Annotated in this window: 13 protein-coding genes and 1 tRNA gene; 2 read left to right on the top strand and 12 right to left on the bottom strand. The window is 38.7% G+C overall.

Annotation, left to right across the window (positions count from 1 at the left end; all coding sequences use genetic code 11):
- Positions 1-843 precede the first annotated feature (843 nt).
- The 5 genes from RCG21_RS11990 to mutS form a co-directional block, all read right to left on the bottom strand.
- Positions 844-1,464: a TetR/AcrR family transcriptional regulator gene (locus RCG21_RS11990; protein ID WP_308913190.1), complete on the bottom strand. Its 621-nt coding sequence runs from the start codon at positions 1,462-1,464 to the stop codon at positions 844-846.
- Between the two features lie 386 nt (positions 1,465-1,850).
- Entirely contained in the window at positions 1,851-2,222 is a 372-nt protein-coding gene (locus RCG21_RS11985) for a DUF2500 domain-containing protein (protein ID WP_133332362.1), read from the bottom strand.
- A gap of 197 nt (positions 2,223-2,419) precedes the next feature.
- Positions 2,420-3,307 carry a DMT family transporter gene (locus RCG21_RS11980; protein WP_308913189.1) on the bottom strand — a complete coding sequence of 296 codons (888 nt, stop codon included), beginning with the start codon at positions 3,305-3,307 and terminating at the stop codon, positions 2,420-2,422.
- 317 nt (positions 3,308-3,624) lie between these two features.
- Entirely contained in the window at positions 3,625-5,505 is a 1,881-nt protein-coding gene (gene mutL, locus RCG21_RS11975) for a DNA mismatch repair endonuclease MutL (protein ID WP_133332364.1), read from the bottom strand.
- Between the two features lie 12 nt (positions 5,506-5,517).
- Positions 5,518-8,142 carry a DNA mismatch repair protein MutS gene (mutS, locus tag RCG21_RS11970; RefSeq protein ID WP_133332365.1) on the bottom strand — a complete coding sequence of 875 codons (2,625 nt, stop codon included), beginning with the start codon at positions 8,140-8,142 and terminating at the stop codon, positions 5,518-5,520.
- A 264-nt stretch (positions 8,143-8,406) separates the two neighbouring features.
- Between mutS and RCG21_RS11965 the strand changes: the two genes are divergently transcribed.
- Both RCG21_RS11965 and RCG21_RS11960 read left to right on the top strand, forming a co-directional pair.
- Entirely contained in the window at positions 8,407-9,153 is a 747-nt protein-coding gene (locus tag RCG21_RS11965; protein ID WP_308913188.1) for a YwaF family protein, read from the top strand.
- Positions 9,154-9,345: 192 nt separating this feature from the next.
- Positions 9,346-9,419: transfer RNA gene (locus RCG21_RS11960), tRNA-Arg, on the top strand.
- A 380-nt stretch (positions 9,420-9,799) separates the two neighbouring features.
- Here the strand turns inward: RCG21_RS11960 and RCG21_RS11955 are convergent.
- The 7 genes from RCG21_RS11955 to RCG21_RS11925 form a co-directional block, all read right to left on the bottom strand.
- Entirely contained in the window at positions 9,800-10,927 is a 1,128-nt protein-coding gene (locus RCG21_RS11955) for a glycerate kinase family protein (protein ID WP_133332367.1), read from the bottom strand.
- A 328-nt stretch (positions 10,928-11,255) separates the two neighbouring features.
- Complete coding sequence (locus RCG21_RS11950) at positions 11,256-11,504, bottom strand: hypothetical protein (RefSeq protein WP_133332368.1); 249 nt, start codon at positions 11,502-11,504, stop codon at positions 11,256-11,258.
- A 219-nt stretch (positions 11,505-11,723) separates the two neighbouring features.
- Positions 11,724-12,344, bottom strand: a complete 621-nt coding sequence (locus RCG21_RS11945) for a ZIP family metal transporter (protein WP_133332369.1) — start codon at positions 12,342-12,344, stop codon at positions 11,724-11,726.
- 241 nt (positions 12,345-12,585) lie between these two features.
- Positions 12,586-12,717, bottom strand: a complete 132-nt coding sequence (yjcZ, locus tag RCG21_RS11940) for a sporulation protein YjcZ (protein ID WP_081810770.1) — start codon at positions 12,715-12,717, stop codon at positions 12,586-12,588.
- A gap of 154 nt (positions 12,718-12,871) precedes the next feature.
- A complete protein-coding gene (locus RCG21_RS11935) occupies positions 12,872-13,036 on the bottom strand; it encodes a hypothetical protein (RefSeq protein ID WP_165976137.1) in 165 nt (54 codons plus the stop codon).
- 281 nt (positions 13,037-13,317) lie between these two features.
- Positions 13,318-14,139 (bottom strand): DUF4405 domain-containing protein, encoded by an 822-nt coding sequence (locus tag RCG21_RS11930; RefSeq protein WP_208025303.1) that lies wholly within the window; start codon positions 14,137-14,139, stop codon positions 13,318-13,320.
- Between the two features lie 159 nt (positions 14,140-14,298).
- Complete coding sequence (locus RCG21_RS11925) at positions 14,299-15,735, bottom strand: glycoside hydrolase family 1 protein (protein ID WP_133332370.1); 1,437 nt, start codon at positions 15,733-15,735, stop codon at positions 14,299-14,301.
- Positions 15,736-15,906: the final 171 nt, after the last annotated feature.

The following is a 15,906-nucleotide window of genomic DNA, read 5'->3' as shown; positions in this document are numbered from 1 at the left end:
TCTTCATGAAGCACAACGTTCATGGATGATCCTGATGGAAATGGACTTCATGGGGACGATGAACACCAAATCCCGTTAATGAGCATGTGAAAATGGGCTTCATATGGGCGATGAACACCAAATCTCGTTGATGAGCCTGGGAAAGTGGGCTTCATATGGGCGATGAACACCAAATACCGTTAATGAGCCTAGGAAAGTGGGCTTCATATGGGCGATGAACACCAAATACCGTTAATGAGCCTAGGAAAGCGGGCTTCATATGGGCGATGAACACCAAATACCGTTGATGAGCCTGGGAAAGTGGGCTTCATATGGGCAATGAACACCAAATCCCGTTAATGAGCATGTGAAAATGGGCTTCATATGGGCGATGAACACCAAATCTCGTTGATGAGCCTGGGAAAGTGGGCTTCATATGGGCGATGAACACCAAATACCGTTAATGAGCCTAGGAAAGTGGGCTTCATATGGGCGATGAACACCAAATACCGTTAATGAGCCTAGGAAAGCGGGCTTCATATGGGCGATGAACACCAAATACCGTTAATGAGCCTGGGAAAGTGGGCTTCATATGGGCGATGAACACCAAATCTCGTTGATGAGCCTGGGAAAGTGGGCTTCATATGGGCGATGAACACTAAATTGAAATGTCGACCCTGTTCATACGATTGCCTCCTTCAGGTAATAACACCCGCTTGTAAGTGCCTATTTTAAAAAAAACGACCAGACGGTTTATTTATAGGGTAAAAAAATAAACTTAACCTTTAAAAAACCGACTGTTAGGTTTATTTTAATTTGAACTTCCAAATTTTTCAACATTCCTTTAGCTGTACACAAAAAAATTTAAGAAGTAGTCATTATTCTTTGTAAATACATTTCCTTCACTTCGTTTATTGTCTGTTGATATGGATAATCTTTGTATACAATCGTTTGAGAAACTACTCCATCTATAACGGACCAAAATAAATCTGCAAATACTTCAGGCTGAACATTTTGCTTAATCTCACCAGCCATCTGCCCCTCTGAAATAATCTCGGCAATTTCCCTAACAAAATATTTATGGCGGCGCTCGTTTAGAACTTCCATTAACTCCGGATTCCTTGATGCATGAAGCTTAAACTCAATATGAATCGCGAAATGCGCTTTATTTTCTTCCAAAAAAGGATCCATTTCAAGGTAAGCATCAAACCAGAAATTTAATTTTTCAATCGCTGATTTTTTTTTCGATAATTCCAGTTTCTTATTCTCATATACTTGAACAGTTTGATTACTCATCAATTCCAAATAAATTTCATCTTTGCTTTTAAAATAATTATAAATGGCTCCCTTACTGATTCCTGAATGTTCAACAATATCATTAATGGTTGCCTCTTGAAATCCTTTTTTGGCAAAACACACGAAGGCACTATTCAAGATTTCTTTCTTTCTGTTCTCTTTGTGGGCATCAGATACAATTGGTGGCATTTCCGTCCCCCTTAAAAATAATTCAATATTTCAAATTCATTTAAACATATTTCCCCACCTATGCCAACATACTTATTAGTTCGACGAAAAAATTTTCGAATCCGTATAATAGTAATATTCAAACTCCAGTGTCCTTGCCATTCTTGATTTGTTTTAACAAATCAACTATTCTTTCGTTTGTCCTATTAGCTGCCGCAACTGTTTTTCTATCGATAAAATGGATACTATTACAAAAAAAATTAGCGATACTATTCCTAATCCAAAAATGAATCCCAAATTATACACTCCTTTTTTTATAAGATTTCCTTTCTTTTATGCAAAATTATGGTTAACAAAAATTCAATTGTTTTTCAAGAAGAAAAGCCACCACAAGGCAGCTTTGTCTGTTACAGTACTTCTTTAACATTAGCAGAGCGAATAAACCCAAGATATCTTGTTCCCTGAAACGTTAACTCGCCTTGATCTCCTTCAACAAGCATACCGAAGTCATCATCTTTTACCTCAAGTTCCATTCGGTCTCCACTTTCAACTTCAAATGTTACAAAATAATCACTATGGGCCCTAGTTTCTCCACCCCCACGTACTGCAGTTCTTTTTGCAACTACTCGTGCATTTACGTTTAATTTTGGAGAATGATTATTTTTATTCCACTGTGTTATTCCTTTTACAATAGTAAACAAAATTGTAGAAATAACGATGATAAATATCACTCCTATAAAAATAGGCGCAAACTGAAACATAAAATCCCCCGCAAACATATAAACCTCCAAAATACTTTTTTCTATATTTTAACATCAGAGGAATTAAAAGTGTCATTTATTTTTTCTAAATTTTGGAATGAAAAAGCGATACCTCACATGAAGTATCGCTGATTGTTTAATTTACTGCAAATAGTGAGTAAAATATACAACGCATACAAAAAGCCAGGCAAACTGCCTGACTTATTGCATTATACTTACTCAATATTTTTCCTATAATTTACTTTTAAAAGACTTTTAAAATCTAATTCGCCAATCAGCACACTGATTAATAATAGCATTGCACCCAGGTAACCTTTGTTTGAAAGAGTTTCCCCAGTAAAAATGAATGCAAATCCTGAAGAAAAAACAGGTTCTAAAGTAAAAATAAGGCCAGCATGAGTGGGGGTAGTATATTGTTGTGCAATGATTTGAACAATAAAAGGTATACCTGTACAAAAAATACTTAAGACAAGAGTGGAAAACCATGCTTCCGGATTGTCCGGCAATTTAGGCGTTTCCATAATTAAGGAGAAAATGGTACTAAAAACTCCAACAAAACCAAGCTGCAAGACTCCTATAGAAATAGGATTAACATTTCCTGCTATCTTTCCCGTAACAATAATATGAACTGCATAAAATAAAGCACAAAGGATACATAATAAATCACCGTTTGCTATTTTGAATTGATTATTCAATGTTAAAAGCCCTATACCACATAGCGATAAAGCGATCGCCCATACAACTTTTTTTTCAGGCTTTTGTTTTAAAAATAGGGTTATTATAACCGGAATAAAAATGACGGTTAAACTCATTAAAAAACCGGCATTCGAAACGGATGTATACTTTGTACCGAAAGTAGCAAAAACATAAACAAAAAACAAAATAGCTGCTAAAATAAAGGCATATTTTACTGTTTGAAAATTAATTTTTAATAAGTGTTTATAGAATACAAGCCCTGATACAAGAAATGCAATCATAAAGCGCAAGGCGATTAAATTATATTCTTCCATATGATAGAGCGCAATCTTCGTAAGTAAAATAGACGCCCCCCAAAAAAATGTAATCATAAGAAGCATTAAATCCGCTCTTAGTTGTGTTTTCATGTTTTTTCCCTCGACAATCCTTAAAATTATGCTCGAATCAAATCCAAACATAATTATATTCAATATTCGTTTCCCCATAACCTGCTAAGTATAAATTTTTTTAATATTGGCTCTGTTAAACCTGGTTGTTTATTTACGCTCCAGGCACAAGCGGTTCGTGGGAGCCTCCTTGTCGCTTCGCTCCTGCGAGGTCTCTCCTGTCCCGTACTCCCACAGGAGTCTTCGTGCCTTCCGCTCCAATCAACGCTGTTCAAAATCAACATTGTCCTTTAACACAGCCTTAATATTAAAGAGCCAGGCGAATCGCCTGGCTCTTCTTACATCACCCGTTTAAACATCTTCTCCATATCATATGAGGAATAATGCACAATGATCGGTCTTCCATGCGGACACGTAAACGGGTCCGATGCTTTCCTCAAATCATCAAGCAATGCCTGAATTTCATCATTGCGCAAATGCCGGTTGGCTTTAATGGATGCCTTACAGCTCATCATGATTGCCGCTTCCTCGCGCAATTTTTTTATATCCACCTTTTTCATCGAAAGCAGCTGCTCAATCATCTCTTCAATGATTTCCTTCTCCTCACCCTTTGGCAGCCATTGCGGGTGAGAACGGACAATAAAACTATTTAATCCAAACTCTTCAAGAAAAACACCGACATTTTCAAGTTCATGGATGTTTTCATTGATCTTTAAAAAGTCATCTGTGGAATATTCAAAGGTTAACGGAACCAGCATTTCCTGCAATTCAGAAGCAACCTGTCCAACCTTTTCACGGAAGTATTCATACTTTAACCGCTCCTGGGCGGCATGCTGATCGATTATATATAAGCCATTTTCATTTTGGGCAAAAATATACGTTCCGTGCATTTGCCCAATCGGGTACATTCGCGGAACCCGGCTTTCATTTTGCTCTTCAACCTCAGGCGGTTCGCAGAACGTATCTTCTTCCATCTCCTGCTCGACAGGTTCTTCATGAAATTCTTTAAACGATTCTGGAAAATCCCAGGTTTCCGGTTCTTTTTGAATCGGATGATTAAAAAATGATGGTTCCAGCCGAGGTCGGGTTTCTTGAATTACCGGAGCCGGAATAGGCTGCGGCTCCATTACCTTCGCTGCTGGTATTTCCCTTGTTCCCTCATCCAGAACCAATGAAGTCTGCTCCGACTTCGGCAGTTCTTTTTTTGCAACCGTATAAGCAGTAGGAATTAGAATCTTCGATTTAAACATCTCTTTGATGATCGATGTCACCAGCTCATTTAACTCCGCTTCCTTACTAATCCTAACCTCCATTTTCGAAGGGTGCACGTTCACATCAACCAGCAGTGGATCCATCTCAATGTTTAGAAGGACAATCGGAAAGCGCCCAATCGGCAGCAATGTATGATAGCCTTCTTGAATGGCCTTCGCCAATGGATAGTTTTTAATAAAACGTCCATTGATCATCGTTGAGATATAGTTTCGTGATGCCCGCGTTACTTCCGGCATGGAAGCAAAACCGCTAATTTTATAATCAAGTGACGTTCCTGTTATTGGCACCAACTGTTTAGCAATCCCTAGACCATATATGGACGCCAAAACTTGACGAACATCACCGTTTCCGTTCGTTTGCAGCAATTTCCGTTCATTATGAATTAAGCGAAAGGCCACCTCTGGATGCGAAAGCGCCAAACGATTGACCACATCCGTAATATTCCCAAGCTCAGTGTGGATGGTTTTCATATATTTCAAGCGAGCAGGCGTGTTGAAAAATAAATCCGTAATCGTGATATCAGTACCGCGGCGGCTTGATGCTTTTTCAAACACTTCGACCTTTCCGCCTTCAATTAAGACTCGATTTCCGGCACCTTCTCCTGTTGAAGTTTTCATCTCTAACCTTGCAACGGATGCGATACTTGGCAGGGCTTCGCCGCGGAACCCTAGTGTCCGGATTCGGAAGAGGTCACTTTCATTCTTAATTTTACTTGTGGCATGGCGCTGAAATGCGATTAACACATCGTCTTCTTCAATCCCGTAGCCATTATCCGTAATACGGATTTTCGCAAGACCCGCTTCTTCAACCTCAATTTCAATTACCGTACTTCCGGCATCAATCGCATTTTCCACTAACTCTTTTACAACAGATGCAGGTCGTTCAACAACTTCTCCCGCGGCAATTTTATTGGACAGGATATCATCCAATTGAATAATCTTGCCCATTTACGTCACCCCCTATTTCAACTTTTTATGGAGCTCGTACAACAAATTAATCGCCTGAAGTGGTGTTACATCCAATAAATCTATTTCTTTAATTTTATCTAACACACGTTTTTCTTTTGAAGATAGGTCTGTTTTCTTCTTCTCAGCAGGTTCGTCGAAAAAGGATAACTGGGCCGGCTGTTCCACCACTGTATCAGGTTTTGCCGGAGCAGCCTGAATTACATGAGCCTCCGATTTCCTTGGAATTGCCTGAATATCCGGCTGCTCTAACGCCGTCAATATCTCATTTGCCCGATCAATCAATTCCGGCGGCAGTTCCGCCAACTGGGCTACATGAATCCCGTAACTCTTATCCGCAGGTCCTTCTTTAATTTTATGAAGGAAAACTACCTTGCCATTATGCTCAATCGCACTAACATGAATATTTTTCAATTTGGATAGTTCTTCTTCTAAAACGGTTAGTTCATGATAATGCGTTGAAAAAAGTGTTTTCGCCCCAATTCGGGTATGAATATATTCAATGATCGCTTGTGCCAACGCCATTCCATCATATGTGGAAGTTCCGCGGCCGATTTCATCAAACAGAATCAAGCTGTTTTGTGTTGCATTGACAATCGCATTTCTGGCTTCAAGCATTTCTACCATGAATGTACTCTGCCCAGAAATTAAATCATCTGCCGCCCCGATCCGGGTAAACACTTGATCAAAAATCGGCAGGACAGCTTCCTCTGCCGGTACATAACAGCCAATCTGCGCAAGAATTGCCGTTAACGCAATTTGACGCATGTACGTACTTTTACCGGACATGTTTGGTCCTGTGATGAGAAGAACTTCGCGATCACCATCCATAAAGCAGTCATTCGGAACATATTCTTGTGAGTTGAGAACTTTTTCGACAACCGGGTGACGGCCATCCTTAATCACAACACGACGTTCATCTGAAAATTTCGGTTTCACATAACGGCGCTCCTCGCTTACCTGTGCAAAGCACTGTAGGACATCGAGCTCGCTGACTGCTTTAGCCAAAGCCTGCAGCCTTGGGATTTGCTCTTTTACAATTTCACGAATTTCGGTAAATAGCTCATATTCGAGCTCCCCACATTTTTCTTCCGCTTGTAAAATTAACGCTTCTTTTTCCTTTAATTCCGGTGTAATAAATCGTTCAGCATTTGTTAACGTTTGTTTCCGTTCGTACTGCCCTTCTTGTAACAGATGCAGATTCGCACGGGTTACTTCTATATAATAGCCAAAAACGCGATTATAACCGACCTTCAAGGATTTAATGCCCGTCTTTTCACGCTCTTCCCGTTCCAATTGGGCAATCCACGTTTTCCCGTTGCGGCTCGCATCCCGGTATTGATCCAATTGTTCATGATAACCATCGCGGATGATGTTTCCTTCTTTTAACGAAAGCGGCGGATTTTCGACAATCGCCTGCTCTAACAAATCGGTTACTTCTTCACAAGGATCAAGAGATTCCGCAATTTGAATCATTTCTTGGTTTTGCATGTTTTGTAAGATTTGTTTTAAAAATGGGACTTGGAGCAGGGAACGTTTTAATTGGACTAAGTCCCTAGCATTTACATTCCCGAACGCAACGCGGCCTGCTAAACGTTCTAGGTCGTAAACTTCTTTCATTTTTTCACGAAGCTCTTGGCGCTCAAAATAGTGATTAATCAGGACATCAACAAGGGTATGTCGATGCACAATTTCCTCTTTATTAATCAAAGGCCTGTCAATCCAGTGCTTGAGCATGCGGCCCCCCATTGCGGTCATCGTTTCATCCAAAAGCCATAATAAGGATCCTTTTTTCCCTTTTGAACGGATGGTTTCTGTTAACTCAAGATTTCGCTTTGAATAATAATCAATTTTCATATATTGATGGATTTGATAAGTTGTCACGGGTTGAAGATGGTCGAGGCTGCGCTTTTGCGAGCGGTACAAATAGTTAAAAAGCCTTGCTGCAGTTTGTTTCAATTTATCTTGGTTTAAGTCCTCCAGCAGCCCAGCAAAATTCATTTCTATTGAACTATTATCCTCAAAAGAAATCGCCAAAACATCTCGTTCACGCATTTTCTTTTGAAGATCCCCAGCAAAATCGCTCCTCACTACTACTTCTTTGGCACTTAATACTGCGATTTCATTGAGTACTTCTTCAAAGTTGTTTGAAAGTAATGTTACTTTGCTTTCACCTGTTGAAATATCGTTGTAGGCAAAACCATAGGTTTGATCATCAAAAGCGGTAATCGAAGCAATATAGTTGTTCTCTTTATCTGATAACCCTTTTCCCTCCATCACGGTCCCAGGGGTGATCAGCTGCACGACTTCACGGCGGACAACCCCTTTGGCCTGTTTCGGGTCTTCGGTTTGTTCACAAATGGCTACTTTATAGCCCTTACCGATTAATTGTTCAATATAGTTGGCCGCAGAATGGTACGGAACGCCGCACATCGGAATCCGGTCTTCCGTCCCGCCTTCCCGGCTCGTTAACGTAATCTCTAATTCTTGCGATGCTTTAATAGCATCATCAAAGAACATTTCATAAAAATCGCCTAAGCGAAAAAATAAAAAGGCATCCTGATAATCTGCCTTTACTGCTAAATATTGTTGTATCATCGGCGTATATCCAGCTGCCATAATGACCTCCACGTTTTCATCATTTCGAGTATCTTCGACAAACTATTATATCATATTGGAATGGTGTGGGGCACATGTGGAAATTACCAAGTTAGTTTTTGGGGGTATTCATAGCGAGCGGGGCGGTATCGCAGATAAACCTTTTATAAAAGGCTGCGGTAAAGAATTTTATAAATAAAACATTGACCTTTTAACCTAGTCTAGCCATTCGATCCACCTACATATAATTTTATATAGAAAAATACAGAGAATTGGGGTGGGTGTATGCCGAAATGGTTTGGAGGCAGTAATAATGGATATGTCTTTGAAATGTATACAGTCAGCCATTTGGCAATCCTCACTATCTTGATTCTTGGTGCAGCTTGGATTTACTTTTTCCGAAACAAAATAAAGTGGAGAACGGCAGAAATTGGAACAGCGTTAGCCCTATTAGCCTTTGAAATCATTTATCATATCTGGATGCTTATAAATGGTAGCTGGGAACTCAGCTCCGCCCTGCCTCTTGAGCTTTGCAACATCAGTCTAATCTTAACCGTTTTACTCCTGCTTACTCGCAAAAAAATAATCTATGAAATTTTACTCTTCACAGCATTGCTCGGTGCAACTCAGGCACTCATTACACCGGTATTACATTTCGATTTTCCGCATTTTCGCTTTTTTCATTTTTTCTACACGCACTTAATGATTATTTGGGTGCCATTGTATTTCACCTGGGTGCACGAATACAGGCCCACCATCTGGTCTGTAGTCAAACTCTTTGTGTTTCTAAATGTGCTATTGCCATTCGTCATATTGACCAATAAACTGGTAGGCGGTAATTATATGTTTTTAAGTCATAAACCTACTACCGCCAGTTTATTGGATATCCTCGGCCCCTACCCTTGGTATATCTTATCGATGGAAGGTCTGCTCATTACTTTTAGCTTGATTGTTTGGCTAATTTTTAGAGAAAGAGGTCTGAAAACTTCACATGTCGTCAGGCAACATGTAAATAAAAGAACTTTTTATTGACCTTTTTTATCCAATTCATTATAATTAAAGACGTTCCAAAAAATATGTCCCGATAGCTCAGCACGAATGAATTTGCTTCCATGAATATGCTTCAGCGTACTGACCGAACTGCTTCTTGATTAATCATTCTGAGGGCAGGACGGGATATGAGTAAAATTTGGGTGTGCAAACAAAATAATTAAGTTCCACTTTGTCCCGATAGCTCAGCAGGATAGAGCAACAGTTTCCTAAACTGTAGGTCGGAGGTTCGAATCCTCTTCGGGACGTACAAAACCTTGAGAAATCAAGGTTTTTTTTTGTAAATACAAAAACGCTGCAAAACATACAGCAGAATTTACCTTACTTTGTTAACTTAATTCTAAATGCTTTCGCAACGAAAGCTTTATTCTGCGAGAATCCTCGATAAATACGATGTGAAATTTCGGATATTAAAATGTTTTAATATTTAGGTGGGTATTCAGTTAATCATTAACTTCAACATTAGCTAATTTTTAAAGCGACCATATTTTAATTGAATAATTATCGTATAAAAAATCATTAGGCAAATTCACCTGTAAATTTTTCAGCAGATTTTTACAAAGTAAACTACTTTTCAGCGGATAAAACACAAAACGGCGCTTGTATACGAGCTGCGATTGTGTTTTCTTTATCCCTTTAACACTCGACAAATATTTTCTGCAGCAAAAGCTAAGTTTTCTTGGCCTGATTTGAGAGCTTCCTCGAGTGGGGTAACCTCTTTTAAGATACCGATAATGGCGTTAAATCCATTATTGTATAAAACCTCAACACCATTGCCAATTCTACCGGCAAAAGCTATTACAGGAACGGAGTGTTTCTTTGCAACTCCAGCCACTCCGTAGGGTGTTTTACCGAACAAGGTCTGACCATCAATGCTGCCTTCTCCTGTAAAAACGTAATTCGCCCCTATGATTTTCTCCTCAAGTCCCGTATACTCGATGACAAGTTCAATCCCTTTTTTTAGTCGGGCATTTAAAAACGCCAATAATCCCGCGCCAAGTCCGCCAGCCGCTCCTGCACCTTCAATGTATGCAATATCGAGCTGCAATTGAGTCTTTATGACTTGGGCAAAATAAGCCAAATTTTGGTCAAGGAGTTTCACCATTTCCGAATTTGCCCCTTTTTGTGGCCCAAAAATGGCTGACGCACCATTATCACCAATTAAGGGGTTGGTTACATCACAAGCGACATCAATCTTTGCCGTTTTAAGCCGTTCATCCAATCCACTTATGTCAATCGAATGTAATTGGTCCAATGCGCCCCCGCCAAATGGAAGCTCTTTTCCACCTTGATCCTTAAAAGAAACTCCAAGTGCCTGAAGCATTCCCATTCCGCCATCATTGGTAGCACTTCCGCCAATTCCTATTAAAAAACGGCTCACACCCTTATCGAGTGCATGCTTAATTAATTGACCCGTCCCATAAGTAGTCGTTAATAGTGGATTTCGTTCTTCGAGTTTAATAAGTCCTAATCCACTTGCACTTGCCATTTCAATAACTGCGGTTTGTCCTCCATCTAAAAGGCCATATTCTGCTGTAACAGTTTTTCCTAATGGCCCGATTACTTCTGCTTTGATGACCTCGCCGTTTGACAAACTCACAAGGGATTCCACAGTACCTTCCCCGCCATCTGCCATCGGAACAATGACACATTCTGCATTAGGAAAAACCTTTTTGATTCCTTTTTCCATTGCAAGGGCAGCATTCTTCGCAGTCATACTTTCCTTAAATGAATCTGGCGCTAGCACAAATTTCATCACAATCTGTCCTTTTCCTAAATTTCTTGTTCAAACAATGGAATGTGACGTTTTAGTCACCCCATTTTTTATCGTACAAGACACGGAAGCTTATTATCAAATTTCCAGCCTGAAATTAACTATTGCATTTCGGCCGCATCGTCACAGAAACCTAATCCCATGTTTTTATAAAGTTCATTTGCCTTTAAAATTTAATCGAATCGACTTCAATTCCTAAACCTGGCTTACTAGGATTCGTGAGATGTAAAATGAGACATTCCTCATAATTGAGATGCCCTCTAAAAAAAACATCCTTCACTAATACAGTGAAGGATGTTTTTCTTCCTCTCTAATCGATTAAGGAGATAATAGTGATGCCAATTAAGGCTAAAATAGAGAGATGGAGGCCATTTAGCCGTAGACCTGTTTGTACTCCTGAAACACCGGCAAAACGGCTGACCATTACATTAAGACCTGAGAATGGGCTAAGTCCCGTTGAAATCGACCAGGTCAATAATAGCAATAACGCCAAAGCCATGTGACCAGTTCCGCCGGATTTAATTGCATTGCTAATGCCACCACCACTAATTGAAGCCAAGATATTGCTTAAAGGAAGCAAAGAAAAAGAAATAATGAAATCGATACAGTAGAGAGCGTACTAGACACAAAAAAATAACAGCCTTTAGTAAGGGCTAGGCTGTTTTAATTAAGTGCCATACTGCATAAACTATTGTTACTCCGTTCCAATTATATAAATTTTCCGTTAGTCCAATAAGAAGGGACCGCCGAAGCACGAAGCAGTCCCCCATTTAAACTACTAAAATATACTATGTAACACGAAATAAAGTAAGATTCCACCTAAAAAGAACCATGGTGTAATTTTAAAGGTTCCACGATTAATTAATGGCAATAATAATGTTCCACAAAGATATAGGAAAATTCCGGCTGTTATGGATAAGCCTATGGCCACAATTTGTTCTTGATAATCTTTAAGCCCAGATACTAAAATTGCAGATCCTGCTCCTAACCAAGTGAAAATTCCTTGAACGATAAGATAAATTGTCGTTTTTCTGCGGCCATTTAAAAAAGCAAGCATAACGGAAGTATAAGAAAGTCCCTCTGGAATTTTATGAATTACCAGTGCGATTGAAACAAAGACACCTAATTCAAAAGATGCAGAATAACTGATCCCGATAGATAACCCCTCAAAAAAATTGTGAAGCAGCATTCCAATAGATAATCCCCTTATGGTTGCATTATCACTGTTTTCTAATCCATTTTTCCCGTTTGTTGTTGTTGGCAGAAAGATAAAATACATAATAAGGAAACCAATTAGGACAAACAAAGTACTATGTTCTAGGCCTTCTTGTCCTTCAGGAATTAAATCCAAAAGAGCAATGGATATCAATAAACCAGCGCTAAGTGCGACCAAGGACAATAAGGTTTTTTCCGACCAATTTTTCCTAAATAAAACGAGAAAACCTCCAAAAATGTAGGCAAGGGATGAGATTACTACAACAAGCAATACCGTTGGAGTCAGTTTAATCCTCTCCTTTATCGTTCATTCCTCAATATTTATTCATAAAATTGTGAAATGATTACAATATTGAGATGATACACCCATTGAAACACAGAAAAATGAGGTGTCTTATCCAGACCACCTCATTTTCTGTGTGTTATTAATAGAAACTGCTTGCTCCAACAATAATTAAAAGAATGAACAATACAACAATTAAAACAAATGGACTAAATCCTCCATATCCACCGAATCCGCCATAGCCATAACCACCACAACCGCACCATCCGCACATAGTAAACGCACCTCCTTAAGGTTGTTTACAATATTAATATGCATCTTTATCCTTTAAAGGAAATGGTAATATAACATGTCAGTTAAAATGGATGTTTGTCCTGCCCTATATTTCTACAAAGCAAAAGGGGACACACAGCTGTCTACTTTACAATCTATGTTTGAAGAAGGTGCAGTGAATTTTCAATGTCGTTATAGTAAATAACCTCAGATAGAACCTTATAACCCTGTACGTTGCCAAAAGCTTCTCTTGCTTCTTTTTCGTTATTAAATTCAAACATGGTAATTTCTTCTTTTAAATAGACAGTAATGACCCACATAAGTTTTCCACTCCTTCAAGATTGTTTTCACCTCTTTTAATTGCAAATAAAGTATAATCAAAATATTCTGAAGTGAGAACGTTTCCCAAATTAAGTTTTTTTCATAAATAAAATATATTTTGTTCATTTAGTTCATGTGTGGAATTTAATATCCATAAAAAAATAGCCCTGCTTTAATAGGAGGGCTAGAACCTTTATGGCAACATAAAATGTGCCTTCTTTCACTTTTTCTTGGATCGTGTGAAAGATGATTGATTTCAATAGTTGTTGAACCTTGATTACTAATTTTGAAGATTTAAGTTTCTTGATTTTCGTTTATTCGTCAGGTTTCGCCTTTCAAAATAATAAGTTGGTATGATGATGGCCGCCCAAATCGCAAAATAATTTAGAACATCACGAAACGGGTTGCTGCTGCCACCATGTCCATCTTTTCCATGAAATTTTCCTTCACGAAAATCTCCACTAGGCTGTCCCTGTACTGTATTTGTTGTTATCCCTGTATTCCCATTGTTAGATGCCTGCTCACTTTGTTGTATTTGTTTAGGTGCAAAATCAGCAATATTTGAAGAAGCTGTTGCGGAAAACAATTGAATTCCGCCTGCTAAAAGGGCGATGGATAGGACTACTGTTGCAATTACCCCTTTTCTAAGTTTTCCATCTTTTGATTTAAACGCCTTTTTACAAATACTCATTACCCATTGCCAATGGACCCCAACATGAAGGCCCACTAATGCAAGCGTTACGTCTGCTGAGAAACTGTGGATTCCTCGAATCGAGTGTCCACTTTGTACCGCAAGATTTGGAAAAACTACCCTTGAAATAAATATACCTGTAATAATGACGGTAGCCATAGAAATTAAAAGCAGGATATTTAACAAATAACTAAATTTTGTTTTTTTAGGAAGTTTAGAATCGAAAATCTTTTTAGTTGTATTAATCACCCAGCGATAGTTCAATCCGATATGTGTAAGAATCGCTACTCCGATTACCAAACCTGCCACTTCATGAAAAGGTAAACCATTTAATACCCTTGGATCCATTAACAACACAAAAGTGATTGCCATTAATAAATCCAGAACAATTCTTGTATAATTCTTTTTCAAGTTAATTCCCCCAAATTTAAATTTTGTCTCTATCTGTTTTCCATCTTAATGGGAGAACCTTAATATAAGCTTAAGTTCTTTCATCCGCGTTATTCCATTTTAACTTCAACAAAAAAGCGCCTAATCCATTTAGATTTAAGCACTCTTTTTGTTGAAAAATTAAAGTTTCTCTCCATTTGTAGAGATAACATCCCTATACCAGAAGAAGGATTTTTTCTTTTTGCGTTCTAATGTACCGCTGCCATCGTCATGTTTGTCTACATAAATATACCCATACCGTTTCGAGAACTCGCCTGTCGACATACTTACCATATCAATACAGCCCCAGCTTGTATAGCCCATTAATTCAACCCCATCTTCTATAGCTTCACCCATTGCTTGAATATGTTCACGAAGATAGTTAATTCGATAGTCGTCGTTTATTGTGCCGTCTTCTTCTACCTTGTCATAGGCGCCTAACCCATTTTCGACAACAAACAGCGGCTTCTGGTAGCGGTCGTATAATTTGTTTAATGTAATGCGTAATCCGACTGGGTCGATCTCCCAGCCCCAGTCACTTGTTTTTAAGAATGGATTTCTAATGCCGCCAATAATATTCCCTTCCGAACTATCCTCATCCGTCTTCGCTTTCTTCTCTGTACGGGACATGTAATAACTAAAGCCGATATAATCAACCGTCCCTTCTTTCATTAATTCCAAGTCACCTTCTTGAATTTCTAATTCAATATGATGTTCTTTAAAGTAGCGATTAATAAACGCCGGATACTCCCCCCGTACTTGCACATCCGTACAATAATAATTAAAAAGCTGTTCTTCCTGAAGGGCATACATCACATTTTCTGGATTGCTATCAAAGGAATAAACAGGTGCAAAAAGAATCATACAGCCAATTTTGGAATTCGGAATAATCTCATGACACATTTTAACCGCAAGAGCGCTGGCAAGAAATTGATGATGGTAGGCCTGGAAGGTAGGCTGGTATCTATCCTGTTCTTTTTGAATGGAAAAACCAAGACCTTGTATCGGCATCACCAAACTGCTATTGATCTCATTAAAAGTCATCCAGTACTTTACTTTATTTTTGTATCGGTTAAAAATGGTTTTTACATATCTTTCAAAGAACGTCACCACTTTCCGGCTTCTCCAACCGCCATATTCTTTTACCAAATGCAGAGGCATTTCATAGTGGGAAATGGTTACAACTGGTTCAATACCGTGTTTATTCAATTCATCAAACACACAGTCGTAAAATGCCAGCCCTTCCTCATTTGCCTCTACCTCATCGCCGTTTGGAAAAATTCGCGTCCAGGCAATCGACATCCTGAAGGCTTTGAACCCCATTTCGGCAAACAAGGCAATATCTTCTTTATATCGATGGTAGAAGTCAATTGCTTCATGATTTGGATAGTAATATTGATCAGGGTGGATCTCAAAATCAAAACCTGGGTTTAGTAAAATTTTATACCGCTCTTTTCCACCTGGAAGGACATCGGCAATATTTAGTCCTTTGTTCCCTTCATTAAAACCGCCTTCTATTTGATTGGCCGCAGTAGCCCCTCCCCATAGGAACCCTTCGGGAAAATCATATTTTTTCATTCTAAGTACCTCCAAAATTTATTCCATCATTAATATTTGTTTTTTAAGTGAATTTATTAATTCTCTTCCTTTTAAAATAAAAACAAAGACTACAATAAAATGATAACTACGTTTAGTAGGCTAGTAAATAAATGCAGATTATCTAGTTTTTAATAACAAAAGAAGTAACTT

Origin of the sequence: Bacillus salipaludis, assembly GCF_030938565.1 — a bacterium.
GTDB lineage: Bacteria > Bacillota > Bacilli > Bacillales > Cytobacillaceae > Neobacillus > Neobacillus salipaludis_A.
Note: the sequence above shows the minus strand (reverse complement) of the source record. Positions and strands in the feature narration are given on the sequence as shown.

What these genes read in the sequence shown, in the direction of transcription:
- RCG21_RS11990 (WP_308913190.1), bottom strand. Translation starts at nt 1,464, where the DNA reads ATGCCACCAATTGTATCTGATGCCCACAAAGAGAACAGAAAGAAAGAA.
- RCG21_RS11985 (WP_133332362.1), bottom strand. Translation starts at nt 2,222, where the DNA reads ATGTTTGCGGGGGATTTTATGTTTCAGTTTGCGCCTATTTTTATAGGA.
- RCG21_RS11980 (WP_308913189.1), bottom strand. Translation starts at nt 3,307, where the DNA reads ATGAAAACACAACTAAGAGCGGATTTAATGCTTCTTATGATTACATTT.
- mutL (WP_133332364.1), bottom strand. Translation starts at nt 5,505, where the DNA reads ATGGGCAAGATTATTCAATTGGATGATATCCTGTCCAATAAAATTGCC.
- mutS (WP_133332365.1), bottom strand. Translation starts at nt 8,142, where the DNA reads ATGGCAGCTGGATATACGCCGATGATACAACAATATTTAGCAGTAAAG.
- RCG21_RS11965 (WP_308913188.1), top strand. Translation starts at nt 8,407, where the DNA reads ATGCCGAAATGGTTTGGAGGCAGTAATAATGGATATGTCTTTGAAATG.
- RCG21_RS11955 (WP_133332367.1), bottom strand. Translation starts at nt 10,927, where the DNA reads ATGAAATTTGTGCTAGCGCCAGATTCATTTAAGGAAAGTATGACTGCG.
- yjcZ (WP_081810770.1), bottom strand. Translation starts at nt 12,717, where the DNA reads ATGTGCGGATGGTGCGGTTGTGGTGGTTATGGCTATGGCGGATTCGGT.
- RCG21_RS11935 (WP_165976137.1), bottom strand. Translation starts at nt 13,036, where the DNA reads ATGTGGGTCATTACTGTCTATTTAAAAGAAGAAATTACCATGTTTGAA.
- RCG21_RS11925 (WP_133332370.1), bottom strand. Translation starts at nt 15,735, where the DNA reads ATGAAAAAATATGATTTTCCCGAAGGGTTCCTATGGGGAGGGGCTACT.